A 12,932-nucleotide genomic window follows, 5' to 3' on the forward strand; every position below is an offset into this window, starting at 1 on the left:
TTGGTGGACCAGTTTGCCGCGGAATGAGTGGACTACTATGTGCGGAATATCCAGAACCTCGTTATTTGTCAATATTAATTTCCTTGATTTGTTTGGTAATTGAAAGTCTGTAAGCTGCATGAAGTATGCTTCTAATTCTTCCTTACTTAGTTTACCTGTGATCCTATCGTCAGTCTTATCGCGTTTGTCGAGGAATAGACAGAATTCTTTATAAGCCCTGTGCTTTGCACAAAGGTTTGCCCAATCAACTTCTTTGGAAGTATTTATGTATTCTGGCTCAAAGTCTGATTTTATTTTCGCTTCCAAATGCCTCTTTTGAATTTCCTTTATCTCAATAACAAAATCTGTAAAACTAGGAGTAATCGCCTTTCTAAAAAAGTACTCATCAAAATCATGTATCATTTCTCTTTTAAAATAGTTGATTGCGATTAGGTCTCCAAATTCGCCCTCATAAAGTCCAATCAGTTTTTGGCTCATCAGTTGTTTATAATGGGAGACCAGCCAATCCGCTTTGGCCGTTTTCAGATCCTCGTTGAAATCGTTTTTTATATCATTAAACTCAGCATTGAAAGTATTTTCAAAGACTTTGTTACTTTTATTCGCATCAGCCATGATAATGTAATTTAAGTTCTTGCTTGTTTTTGTTATTAAATCAGGTTTTGATTTGCGGCATCTATCACTGAATTATCAAAGCTATCAAGATAGATGTGCGTTGTCTTTTCACTCGTGTGTCCCATTCCTTCGCTAATAACCGCGACCGGGACACCGCTTCTTTTAAGGACTGTTGCAAAGGTATGACGTGCAACATAAGTAGTCAAATTTATTTCAATTCCGGCATCTTTTGCAATTGTTTTTAAATCCTTATCTGTTTGCCCGATCACTTTATGCACACGGTTTTGAATTCTTATTGAAGTATCATGGAAATCAGATAGAATAGGGAAAATATAATCTCCGCCATTTTGGTAAATGACCTTTTTATAATGATTAAGAATTTCTTGCGCCGGAGATAACAGACCAACATCGTATGATTTGTTTGTTTTTGTACGAATATATTTTAGCCGCCCATTATTGATATCGCTCCATTTCAACTTTGCCATGTCTACGAAATTCATGCCCATAGTATAGTAGCTAAAAAGAAAATAATTTTTGGAATGGAATAATCGTGAGCCCTCGACATAATCAAGGTCAATTATTTTTTTAATTTCTGCTTTTGTTATAGCACGCTTTACCGTTTTTGTACTTAATGAGGATATTTTGTAATCATTGAACGGATAAATACTCTTATCACAATGGCCTTCTGAAATTGCTCTGTTTATAACAGATCGCAATGTTCGCATGTAATAGGAAATTGAAATTTCCTTTGCACCGTTTACTCTGAAAAAATTCTCATACCTCTTAATAAAAGAAACCGTGATATCCGTGAAATACAACATTTCCTTCCGTGTGAATTTTTTCAACATACTCTTTGTTTGTGAGTATACCCCGGCGTTTCCTACTTTATCCGCTTTTTTTTCTTCTTTTACTATCTTGTCTATGAAACTGTATAGGTCAATATTAGTGCTTTTTGATTTGATTCTTCTCGTCACGGTTTCAGCAGAAAAACTCTCTGACTTATCTTCGAATTCCAGCAAGGTCTTTTGAACCTCATTAATTTTACGACCTATATATATATCCAACCTTAATTTATTGGGGTGTGTTTTCTTTGGTCGTTCTGCTGTAAAGTCCCACAGTTGCTTATCACAGGAGTATCCGATTGAGACATATTTAGGTTTGCGATTTTTAATAATGCGCAACATAATCGGACTTTCACCGTTTTTTAGTACCTTCGATGTGTACAACAAAACCTTAATTGATGAATTGGCGCTCATTTTAGTAATTTCTGGTTTAAACATGGTTTAAACATTTGTACAAAAATAGCCTAAATAAGCATAGTAAATACATAATCATAAAATTTTATATTACTGATTTACTAACATTTACTAACAATTACTAAGATACGCTAAGATATAACCAACAGCCTTCTAAGCTGTGGGTCGCGCGTTCGAATCGCGCCGGAATCACAGGGTCGTCTCGCCAGAGGCGAGACCGGAATCACTCTCCCACTCTTGATGAATTTATTGCGCGATGAGAAGTTTATCCGCCGACCGGCGGAAATCGCGCCGGAATCACAGGGTCGTCTCGCCAGAGGCGAGACCGGAATCACAGGGTCGTCTCGCCAGAGGCGAGACCGGAATCACCCCCCCATTTTCCTCACTCACTCCGCACACGGGCTTGTGCAAAGACTGCACGAGCTTGAAAAAACGCTGCACGACCTTCTGCAAAAGACGCACAGGCTTCTGCAAATGACGCACGGGCTTCTGCAAAAGACGCAGGGGCTTCTGCAAATGACGCACGGGCTTCTGTAAATGACGCACGGGCTTCTGCAAATGACACAGGGGCTTCTGTAAATAACGCACGGGCCTGTGTAAAAAACGCAGGGGCTTCTGCAAAAGACGCACAGGCTTGTGCAAAAAAAAACTAACCCCAAGCACCTCTTAACGTGCCTTGACGGGTACTATTTTGGGAAAGCGTATTCCCAAAAATGGAAATAAATGGGGCTTTCATGGCATGCCAGCGCCCTCCTGCAGCTTCTCAAACTGCTTAATAATAAACAATATAAGATAATATTTAAAATTTCAGGGGTGTTTTGTACAAAATTTGAAAGTCTAAGTGCAATTCAGAAAAAATCAAATAAATCAAAAAACATAAAACTATGACAGCAAACACCGCCAAATCGTTCGGAGCACAGCTTCTTAAAGGTCAGAGTCTCGTAACGTATATCAACGGCTTCACCAATTTCAATCCGCCCCGCGTTGAGGAGAGTGTGGGAGAAATGACCACTCTGGTAAACAAAATTTATGCAGCAAACGCCTCGGAGATAGTGAGGCTGGAGAACTACCTGCAGGCGACAGAGGCGCGGGCCGCCGCCTTCCGAAAGAAGGACGGTTCCGTTGAACGGCTGATTCCCGCGATAAGGGGAGCCGTAGAATCTCAATACGGAAAACCCTCCCGTGAACTTTCAACCCTCGACATTATCATCCGCCGGATGAGACCTCTCAGACACACGGCTCCGGTATCTGACCCCGCGAATACCGATGCCTCAAAAACCATCAGCCAGTCGGAACGCTCATACGGTTCCGTTACCCAGTTCTTCAATGATATCATCAATTGCCTGTCGCAGTTCACAGGATACGTTCCCGCGAACGATGCCCTCAAGGTAGCATCACTTCAGGCACATGCACAGCTGCTCGGTACTCTGAATAATAATGTTTCGCTGGCCATACAGCTCCTGCAGACCGAACGGCTGCAACGCATCGCGCTGTATAAAGAACTCGATGAACGGGTGAAACGGATCAAGGCATATGTGAAATCGGAGTATGGTCTTCAATCCAGCGAAGCACAACTCATCGCCCGGCTCAAATACTAATACGTATACCGAAGTGACATGCAACAGCTCAATATGATACAGTAATCAGAACGGAACGTTGCCGTTCTCATGTCATTTCTATGCCCTTGCTCCTGCCCCGACAACAAATCTCACGAAAGTGGAATTATATGGCTGTTGCGGCTTTGTCGGAATATCCTGATAAAAATAATGGCAGTACCTCCTTAACAGATACTGCCATTATTCGTAATGCCTGTATTATTGTTTGATGAAATGCGATGAAATGAATTGTCCGTTCAACATTCCTTTCAGCAGATAAACTCCATTTTCTTCGTTTGAAAGATCAATCATTACCGGATTGGTGATTTCATCCGTACATGAGAAAACGAGTCTTCCGTTAATGTCTGTAATGCGAATATTTGTCAGCGTTTGTCCGTGACCGGGTATCAGATTAAACTGTCCGTTGCCGGGATTAGGATAAACACTGAAGTTTACTCCGGCAACATCATCAATTCCGGTGCATGCATCAACAGTAATATTTTCAATGGCAGTGGCCGAACAAGTTCCATCGGAATAGGTATAGGTAATCGGAAATGTTCCCAGACCCGCGGTTGCCGGGTCGAATATGTTGGTATTAACACCTGTTCCCGAATAAGTTCCTCCTGCCGGCGAGCCACCCGAAAGCATGAAGGGTGCGCCCGTTATGCAGATTGTACTTAACGGAGCCTGAGTAACTACCGGGGCAGTATTAACTGTAATATTTGCATTGGTGGTATAATAGCAGGCATAGGCATCCGTATATTCATAGGTTATTAGTTGCGATCCCACAGCCGGATTGAAGGTGTTGCCTGTGACACCTGTCCCGAAATAATTACCACCGGCGGGTAATCCCTCGGTAAGCGTGATGGGGGAATCATTTGAGCACAGCGCCGGTAAACCGTTTAACGAAGTTGGATTTGGGCCGCAGACAATAGTAAGGCTATATGATTGTGATCCCGTACACCCGCTCATATCACTTACGGTAACCGTGAAATTAAATGTTCCGGTTGCAGTTGGTGTTCCGGTAATGCTTCCGTCTGTAGCCAGAATTAAGCCCGGAGGAAGGGCGCCTGCCGTTATTGTAAACGTCGGGGTGCCCAATGCGCCGGTTTGAGTGATGGCCCCATTATAAGCAACGCCGGCTGCTCCGCCTGTTAACGAACCTCCGCTTGTTAAGGTGAAGGCAGGACACACATAAGGGGTATAAACTACATTATCTAACCCAATAAAATCTGAATTAGAGCCAGAACTACCTCCTGAAGTTACAAAGTAGCGAAATGCCAAACGACCTGAGGTTGGCGCAGATAAGCCGGAAACAGTAACGGTGAATTGCGTCCATGTTGTGGGGTAAACACCCAGCACCAGCGTTGGATTAACACTTAAAAGCAAGGTTGAGAAATCACCGACAGTAAGACCAGTACCAACATCAGTGCTTGCTCCGTTTGCACTCATTCTTATTTCCAGACGATCAGCATAAGAATCCGGACTTGGCTTGCGGGTATAAAAGGTTAATACGTCACCATTCTTCAGGGTCAGGTTTGGTGTAAGCAGCCAGGTACTGATGGTTCCGGTTGTTCCGGTACTGTTATAATTTGCACTGATATAAGCATCGGCAGCGCCGTTATAAGCGTCAAACGGGCCACCACCTGATACGCTCGGGCCTTGTGACCATGTGGTAGTTCCAACAGGAACGCTTGCATTGACCATGGCCCATCCGCCGACAGTCAGATTACTGATTGCGTCAAAATTTTCTGTAAAGCCCTGGGCTTTTACCTGTGTTAAATTGAACATTGCCATAATTATCATGGCCATTACAAGGCTGAGACGTGTTTTCTTAGTTTTCATTTTGCTGTTTGTTTGTGAGAATCATTTTTTTCAATAAACAATGTGATGTTGCTACACTTGAAATTTAAGTTGTGTAAATTGAGCAACAATAATTATGTACAAATATAAAAATTAACAGTCGCGAAAATAATTTAAATTATCGAAGTTCACATCAAATACCTAAATCGCTTAAAACGGGAAATCGGGCATTTGAAATTTTGGTTTTTAGCAATTATAATCAAGAGGTGGGGGTTCACAATGCCTGCGGCACAAATATAAAAAATTACTTCTTACATCCCCCTTATGAGAGGTAAAGGAAGGAGTCATTGTCAGCGAAATGTCAGGAATAACAATTGCAATCGGGTTGCCCGGTGTTTCCTTAGTAAAGCTTATCACCCAGTGCATATTTAAGTTTATAGACGTTCATGATACCGTCTATTCTTGCCTTGAGCAGCAGGAGGCGGCTTTCGGCAACCTGAGTGCTCGCATCGAGCAGGTCGAGGTTGGTAATGGCTCCGGCAGCATAATTAATCTGCGCCAGCGAATACGCCTGCTCTGCCTGTTTAAGCTGCATTTCAAACTGCGATATTTTCCTGTTCGATGCAGCAAGATTATTTTTGTTCTCAATGACCTCACCCGCAATTGCTCTGCCTTGAATCTCTTTGTCAAGCCTGCTTGTAGTTATGGAAGACCCGGCAAGTTTAATATTATTGAGGGTTCTTGATCCGTCGAACAAAGGAATGTTCAGCCCGACGCCGGCAACATAGTTGAACGTCCATTTATTCATGTCGGGGATGTATCCGTTTTTGCCGCCTCCCGAAGCATACAGACTGATGACGGGATAGTATTTTGTACGTTCAATTTTATAATGAAGCTCGGCCAGCGTGATTTTCTCAGAAGCATTCCTCATTTCATTCCTGCGATTGAGCGCAAAGGCCACCATGGAATCGGGATTCACGGTGTATTCCTTAATGTTCAAATCCGGTTTCACGGCGCAGGCAGTATTTTCAGGCAATCCCAGCAGGCTGTTCATCACGGCATGCTGATTGCTGACGGCTATTTCAATATCTGTAAGCTGGCTCTGCACGGCCGAAATTTTCACTTCGGTAGTCAAGATTTCATATTTGGTCGATGAACCGGTTTCATTTTTTTTATTGATGAAATCAAGATGTTCCTGCAGGGTTTTCAACTGTTCGTTCTTAATGGCGACAGCCTGCTGCAGATACACCAGAGTAAAATAATTGGTGATGGCGGCCATCGAAAGTTTTTGCCTTGCCTCATCAAGACTGATGGACACCATGTTCCTGCTCTCCTTCTGAAATGCCACTTCTTTTGAAGTACGCCCGAAATCATAAATACTCTGCTTCAGATTTACGGCAGCCGAATAATTATTTTCGGGATACAATTGAATAGAACCGAACACAGGAATATCTATTGAAGAAACAGGACCAATATGCGAATACGAAGCACTGAGGTCGAGATTCGGCAAAAATCCCGACTGTGCCAGCCTGATGCGCATTCCCGCAGCGTTCAGTGCTTCTTCAGCTTCTTTCACTGCCGGGTGATTTTCCACCACCGCACTGATGTATTTATCAAGCGTTATCGAATCGCCGGTTTGCAGTGGTGAGCCACTTGTGTTTTGCGCCTTTAACGGGCTGATGTGCGCAAAAACAATTGCAGCAAAAATGATCGTCATGACCATGTTAAGCAGATATCTCATGTCTTCAATGGTTTTACGGAATTTTTCTTTTTATCGGCCTTCAGAAAAAATACAGGAATCAGCCCCAGCAGTGTGAGACCGGAGGCAAGCAGGAAATCGTCGTCGACGCCCTGTATAAACGCTTGTTTATTAACAAAGGAAACGATGGCTACCCTGCTTTGTTTGGCGGCATCGGCATTTGAACTTCCGGCAAAGTGCCTGATTTCGTTTTTAAGGTTCTGGTCAACGTTTGAAAATTCAGGCGAACGGCTTTGAACAGATTCATTATACACCTGCGAATGAAAACTCACCCTGGCGGTGAGCAGCGTTGCGAACAAAGCCACACCCAGACTTCCGCCCAACTGCCGGGTAGTATTCAGAAGCCCCGAAGCCTGTGCCATTTTTTCGCGCGGCAGTTTTGCCAGGCCCATTGAATTGAGCGGCGTGAACAGCATTCCCATTCCCAGCCCTCTTAAATACAGCGGCAGCATGATGAAATCATGTTCGGTGAGGTATGATAAAAACGAATTCAGATAAAAGCTGATGGCAAATAATATGATTCCGACCACCACCGGAATTTTACCATTGATGCGGTCGGCCATTCTTCCTGAAACAGGTGACAGTATTCCCTGAATTATACCCACCGGCAGGAAAACAGAACCCGCCTGCAGGGCCGTATATCCAAGCGAATTCTGCAGGTATAAGGGCAGCAAAAAAGTACTTCCGAACATTCCCATCCCGAAAATAAGAATGATGAGCACACAGAGTCCGAAATTTCTGTTCTGCAGCAGCCGCAGGTCGATGAGAGGTTCTTTCACAGTGAGCTCTGCCGTAATAAAGACGGCAAGCGCGATGAGAGCGATGGCAAAACAAAGCAGAATGTAGGGTGCCGACCATCCTTGTGAATTGGTGGCGGCATTGCCTTTTGAAAGGGCAAAAAGGGTAAGCGGCAGAAAAATAACTATGGAGATGAATCCGGCAACATCAAACCTGCGTGCTTTTTTATTGACGTATTCCCGCTGTATCAGAACAGTTGCAATCAGCCCAAGCACGCCTATCGGTAAATTCACGTTGAAGATCCACTGCCAGCTGAAATTATCGACAAGGTATCCGCCGATCATCGGACCGAATGATACGGAAGCCGCTGCCGCGATAGCCCAGAAACCAAGCGCCATACCTCTTTGTTTCGGCGGAAATTCACGGGAAATAATTGCCATTCCCAGGGGCTGAATAGCACCTCCACCCAATCCCTGAATGATTCTCGAAATAATCAGCATATTTTCGTTGACCGATATTCCGCAGAGGAAAGAGCCAAACGTAAACACAAACAAGCCTATGAAGTACATTCGTTTATATCCGAACCTGTCGGCCAGCCAGGCCGATGTCGGAAGCATCACAGCGAGGGCAAGCATATAACCGGTGATGACCCACTCAATGCTGTCGAGCCCGACACCGAATGAAGACATAATCTTCGGAATGCCCACATTGACAATGGTTGCATCGAGCACAGCCATGAAAGTACCAAGCATGATATTGGCAAGCACCCACCATTTGTAATTGATATTCTGTGGATGGTATGATGAGTTCCGGGTTCTGATTCTCCTTCGAATCCTGTGCAGTGGGGTAACCTTCGCCATGATTAATCCTTAATGATATGAACCACTGCCGACATACCTGCCATGAAGTTAAATGATTTGGGATCGATTCCGTTTTCGGTTCCTTCGATAGAAATTTTTATGGGAATACGCTGCGTAACTTTGGTGAAATTTCCTGATGCATTAGAAGGAGGAATCAATGAGAACTGCGAAGCGGTATTTGACCCGATGGAGATAATCTTTCCGGTGAACATTACACCGTGAAACGCGTCAATACTGAATCTTGTTTTCTGATCAAGATGTACCTCTCCGATATTGGTTTCTTCGAGATACACATTGACCCAGAATTTCTTGTTGTTTACAACCGTCAGAACGGCCTGCCCTGTCTGAACCACTTCGCCCGGAAGCAGCCAGCGCTTTGCAACAACCCCGTCGATGCTTGCGTAAATTCTGGTATTCTTAAGATTTGTTTCAATGACTCTGATTTGGGCATCGGCACTCGCAACCGTTGCATTTACAATTGCAATCTGCGATTTTGAAACGTCGACCTGTGATTTCGAAAATTCAAGCTGAGCTTTGGCGCCTTCCCATACTTTCTTGATATGATCATACTGTTCTTTGGAGATGACGTCACTCTGGAATTGAATTTTAGCCCGGTCATAATCTTCCTGAGCTTTGGCAACATTTATTTCCTGTACTTTGATGCTCTGCTGATCAAGATTATATCTGGCTTCAGCCTGAGCAATACCGGCGCGTGCCTGCTCTTTCGCCGCAATGGCCTGGCATTTTTGCGATAACAGATCATTGCTGTCGAGCACAACGAGCAATTCGCCCTGCTTCACCGAATCGCCTTCATCGACAAAAACATTCAGAATGCGCCCTGTTATCTTTGGGCTTACCGCAATGTAATCTGCATCCACCAGTGCGTCGTCAGTTGAAATATATCTGGCATAGTCGCGGTACCAAAGTATGCCGGCCACTATTACAGCGGCACAAATCAGCGCCAGAGGAATATAAATTAATATTTTTTTGCGCTTGCCTTTTCCTGATTCCGTTGTATTTTCCATTTCTCTACTGTTTATCATTAACTACAATTGTTTCAACCGATATTTTCTAAAACCGTCAGGGTATTTTTGATTGTTGTAAGAGCATCTGCAAAATTTTTCTGTTCCTTTTCCGGCAGTAAGCTCAGCTTGTCAGCAACCTGTGTATGATATTTCTTTCGCGAAGTGTCCAGAAAGCCCGAACCCTTTTTTGTCAGCTTAATCATAACAATCCTTCTGTCGGTTTTATCGGAGATTCTCTCAGCAAGTTTCTGCACGATAAGCTTATCAACAAGAACGGTAACATTCGGTTTGGGAATACCGAGCTTATTGCTGATTTCGGTCATCGACAATGTTGGCTGATCACGCAATTGCTGTAAAATGAAATATGCCAGAGGCGTAATCTTAGAATTAAATTGCACGGGCTTTCCGAAAACTTTAAAGAACATATGTTTCAACGAGAAGAGATTCTCAGAAACATCCCGTAGCTGAACGCTTTTCATAAAGTTACTTTTTGATAATTGTTACAAAACTATAACTATTATTTGTCATAACAATACATTGACTCAAAGAAATTCTAACGCCGGTGAATTATTCAATGATAATGAGCATTTTCGTCCTGCCATTCTGCGCCGTCCGTCCATATTAGAGATTTTATTGTATTTTTGACTGTGCACAGGCTGTACGCTGTGTTCGTCGTTTGAATCATTTAATAAACCATCATGAAACATTTTGCAGGTTGTTTGTCAGGAATTGTATTCGTAGCTGTCATGCTGCTTTGTGGCAGTTCTGTGCTGAATGCACAGGGTGTTGCGGTAAATACATCGGGAAGCCAGGCCGACCCGTCGTCCATGCTTGATGTAAACAGCAATACCAAGGGAGTGCTTATAAGCCGTATGACAACCGCCGAGCGAAATGCCATCACAGCTCCTGCCGAAGGCCTCACCATCTTTAATACCGACACTAAATGTTTTAATTTTTTCCGTAACAACGGATGGTATGAATGGTGCGGAAACTGTATTGCACCGGCGGCTCCCCTTGCCGGGAATAACGGTCCCCTCTGCGCAGGATCTACCTTAAACCTTACGGCGAGCACGGTTCCTTTTGCCACCTATTCATGGTCAGGTCCGAACGGATTTACGTCTACCCTGCAGAACCCATCTATCAGCAATGTAACGTCTGCAAATTCGGGAAGCTATTCGGTAGTATCCGTGGTGAATTGCAACAGTGTACCTGCCACAACCAACGCTGTAATCACAGGTCCTGTCAGCTCGGCATTTACCTGGAACCCGCCTTATCCCGGCACGGGAAATGCTGCTGTTTTTACGCCTGCCCTTTCGGGAGCATCCTACAGCTGGACATTCCAGAACGGGAATCCGGCAAGCAGCACGGTACAAAACCCGTCGGTGACATGGAGCAGCGGAGGCACATTTGATGTTACGCTCACCGTAACGCAGAACGGTTGCGTGTCGGGCACCACTACACATCAAATTACCGTAACGAACTGCTCACCGGGCAGTACCGGCTTTAGTTATACAGGCTCCGTACAAACCTGGACCGTTCCCACCTGTGTGTCGTCCATCACAGTCACAGCTAACGGAGCACAGGGAGGCGGCCCCATCGGAGGAAACGGCGGGCAGGCTATAGCAACCATACCCGTAACCGGCGGAGCAACATTATATATCTATGTGGGCGGACAGCCCACCACACGTCCGGGAGCCGGAAGCGGAGGTTTTAACGGCGGAGGAGCCGTGAATGCATTACCCTGTGGAGGAGGAACCAATGACGGCTGGGGCGGTGGCGGCGCTTCCGACGTACGTACTTCAACCAGTTTAACTGACCGCATCATTGTTGCTGCCGGGGGCGGCGGATCGGGATACAGTGGCAGAGTGGGCGGCACGGGAGGAGGTCTAACGGGAGGTCCCGGAGTCGCTCCTTATGGAACGGCACCTACAGGCGGCACCCAGACAGGCGGCGGACTTGCCGGTGTTTATAACGGTGTCTACGCCGGAGCCGGAGCCCTTGGTACGGGTGGCGATGCAGCACCCACCTCATCGATGTGTATCGGAGGCGGTGGCGGTGGCGGCTACTACGGAGGCGGTGGCGGATATACCTCCAGTGGTGCCGGCGGTTCGAGCTGGGTATCATACCCCGGAAGTACCAATGCTTCAACCAACGCAGGAACCAATACCGGTAACGGAAGCGTAACCATAAGCTGGTAAACATCTGACATAAATCATCATTCTGCAACCTTATATTAGGGTAATTTTGCAAAGGTTTATCCGTGCAAATAAACACGTGGCACCTGCCACCATTCTTTACTATGCAGAAATTCATCTACATTCTGCGCTCAACACATCTGCTGCATTTGCCGGGAACAGATTGAACAGCTTTTGACATTATTGCAATTCAGGTTTTAAGAAAGAGCGATGGTTCCGGTCAAGCCGGAAGTAACAAGGTATGAATCAAAAAACAGTATTATGCTATTAAAAGGTAAAAAAGGAATTATTTTCGGGGCGCTCAACGACCTTTCCATTGCTTGGAAAATTGCCGAGAAAGCACACGAAGCAGGTGCAGAATTCACCCTGTCGAATACGCCTGCCGCAATAAAATTAGGGACGCTTAATCAGCTTGCCGAAAAATGTAATACTATAGTAATTCCTGCCGATGCAACCAGCGTTGCCGACATCGAGATGGTTTATAAAAAGACGATGGACCATTTTGGCGGAAAGATAGATTTTGTGCTGCACTCAATAGGCATGTCGATGAATGTGCGCAAAGGTCGTCCGTATGAAGATATTGATTATAATTTCTTCATGAAAACAATTGATATCTCTGCTATTTCTTTTCATAAAATCATACAAAGCGCCTATAAGCTGGATGCCATCAATGAATGGGGCTCTATCGTTGCCTTATCCTATATTGCATCGCAGCGCACGCTTCATAATTATAACGATATGGCTGATGCAAAAGCGTTGCTGGAATCCATTGCCCGCAGCTTCGGATACATTTACGGAAGGCATCGCAACGTAAGAATCAACACGGTTTCTCAGTCGCCTACCATTACCACCGCCGGTGCGGGTGTCAAGGGAATTGACGGTTTGCTCGATTACACCGAGCGCATGTCGCCGCTTGGCAATGCCGACGCCGAAGACTGTGCAAATTACTGCATCACCTTATTCTCAGACCTCACCAAAAAAGTGACGATGCAGAATATTTTCCACGACGGCGGATTCTCCAGCATGGGTATGAGCGAGCGCGCTATGAAGCGTTACATGGATTAAAAAAAGCCGCAGCGCATTGAGAAA

At 44.9% G+C, this 12,932-nt stretch carries 10 protein-coding genes; 3 read left to right on the forward strand and 7 right to left on the reverse strand.

What is annotated here, in order from left to right; translation table 11 throughout:
• Both WCM76_10515 and WCM76_10520 read right to left on the reverse strand, forming a co-directional pair.
• Positions 1-612, reverse strand: a 612-nt coding sequence (locus tag WCM76_10515; protein MEI6766066.1) for a hypothetical protein, incomplete at its 3' end; no start/stop codon positions are given.
• Positions 613-647: 35 nt separating this feature from the next.
• The gene (locus tag WCM76_10520; GenBank protein MEI6766067.1) at positions 648-1,892 is read right to left on the reverse strand and encodes a site-specific integrase; all 1,245 of its coding nucleotides are present in this window, start codon (positions 1,890-1,892) and stop codon (positions 648-650) included.
• Positions 1,893-2,752: 860 nt separating this feature from the next.
• Between WCM76_10520 and WCM76_10525 the strand changes: the two genes are divergently transcribed.
• Complete coding sequence (locus tag WCM76_10525) at positions 2,753-3,466, forward strand: hypothetical protein (protein MEI6766068.1); 714 nt, start codon at positions 2,753-2,755, stop codon at positions 3,464-3,466.
• A gap of 216 nt (positions 3,467-3,682) precedes the next feature.
• Here the strand turns inward: WCM76_10525 and WCM76_10530 are convergent, their stop codons facing one another.
• The 5 genes from WCM76_10530 to WCM76_10550 form a co-directional block, all read right to left on the reverse strand.
• Positions 3,683-5,308: a choice-of-anchor J domain-containing protein gene (locus tag WCM76_10530; protein MEI6766069.1), complete on the reverse strand. Its 1,626-nt coding sequence runs from the start codon at positions 5,306-5,308 to the stop codon at positions 3,683-3,685.
• Positions 5,309-5,666: 358 nt separating this feature from the next.
• Entirely contained in the window at positions 5,667-7,007 is a 1,341-nt protein-coding gene (locus tag WCM76_10535; protein MEI6766070.1) for a TolC family protein, read from the reverse strand.
• Positions 7,004-8,515: a DHA2 family efflux MFS transporter permease subunit gene (locus WCM76_10540; protein MEI6766071.1), complete on the reverse strand. Its 1,512-nt coding sequence runs from the start codon at positions 8,513-8,515 to the stop codon at positions 7,004-7,006. Before WCM76_10540 ends, WCM76_10535 begins: the two co-directional genes overlap by 4 nt.
• Positions 8,516-8,625: 110 nt before the next feature.
• Positions 8,626-9,648 carry an HlyD family secretion protein gene (locus WCM76_10545; GenBank protein ID MEI6766072.1) on the reverse strand — a complete coding sequence of 341 codons (1,023 nt, stop codon included), beginning with the start codon at positions 9,646-9,648 and terminating at the stop codon, positions 8,626-8,628.
• A gap of 32 nt (positions 9,649-9,680) precedes the next feature.
• The gene (locus WCM76_10550) at positions 9,681-10,127 is read right to left on the reverse strand and encodes a MarR family transcriptional regulator (GenBank protein MEI6766073.1); all 447 of its coding nucleotides are present in this window, start codon (positions 10,125-10,127) and stop codon (positions 9,681-9,683) included.
• A 219-nt stretch (positions 10,128-10,346) separates the two neighbouring features.
• Here WCM76_10550 and WCM76_10555 point away from each other — a divergent pair, with 219 nt between their 5' ends.
• Both WCM76_10555 and WCM76_10560 read left to right on the forward strand, forming a co-directional pair.
• A complete protein-coding gene (locus WCM76_10555; GenBank protein ID MEI6766074.1) occupies positions 10,347-11,846 on the forward strand; it encodes a glycine-rich protein in 1,500 nt (499 codons plus the stop codon).
• Between the two features lie 258 nt (positions 11,847-12,104).
• Entirely contained in the window at positions 12,105-12,908 is an 804-nt protein-coding gene (locus WCM76_10560; protein MEI6766075.1) for an enoyl-ACP reductase, read from the forward strand.
• Positions 12,909-12,932 lie beyond the last annotated feature (24 nt).

Source organism: Bacteroidota bacterium (assembly GCA_037133915.1).
GTDB lineage: Bacteria > Bacteroidota > Bacteroidia > Bacteroidales > CAIWKO01 > JBAXND01.

What these genes read in the sequence shown, in the direction of transcription:
- WCM76_10525 (MEI6766068.1), top strand. Translation starts at nt 2,753, where the DNA reads ATGACAGCAAACACCGCCAAATCGTTCGGAGCACAGCTTCTTAAAGGT.
- WCM76_10560 (MEI6766075.1), top strand. Translation starts at nt 12,105, where the DNA reads ATGCTATTAAAAGGTAAAAAAGGAATTATTTTCGGGGCGCTCAACGAC.
- WCM76_10520 (MEI6766067.1), bottom strand. Translation starts at nt 1,892, where the DNA reads ATGTTTAAACCAGAAATTACTAAAATGAGCGCCAATTCATCAATTAAG.
- WCM76_10535 (MEI6766070.1), bottom strand. Translation starts at nt 7,007, where the DNA reads ATGAGATATCTGCTTAACATGGTCATGACGATCATTTTTGCTGCAATT.
- WCM76_10530 (MEI6766069.1), bottom strand. Translation starts at nt 5,308, where the DNA reads ATGAAAACTAAGAAAACACGTCTCAGCCTTGTAATGGCCATGATAATT.
- WCM76_10540 (MEI6766071.1), bottom strand. Translation starts at nt 8,515, where the DNA reads ATGCTTGGTACTTTCATGGCTGTGCTCGATGCAACCATTGTCAATGTG.
- WCM76_10550 (MEI6766073.1), bottom strand. Translation starts at nt 10,127, where the DNA reads ATGAAAAGCGTTCAGCTACGGGATGTTTCTGAGAATCTCTTCTCGTTG.
- WCM76_10555 (MEI6766074.1), top strand. Translation starts at nt 10,347, where the DNA reads ATGAAACATTTTGCAGGTTGTTTGTCAGGAATTGTATTCGTAGCTGTC.
- WCM76_10545 (MEI6766072.1), bottom strand. Translation starts at nt 9,648, where the DNA reads ATGGAAAATACAACGGAATCAGGAAAAGGCAAGCGCAAAAAAATATTA.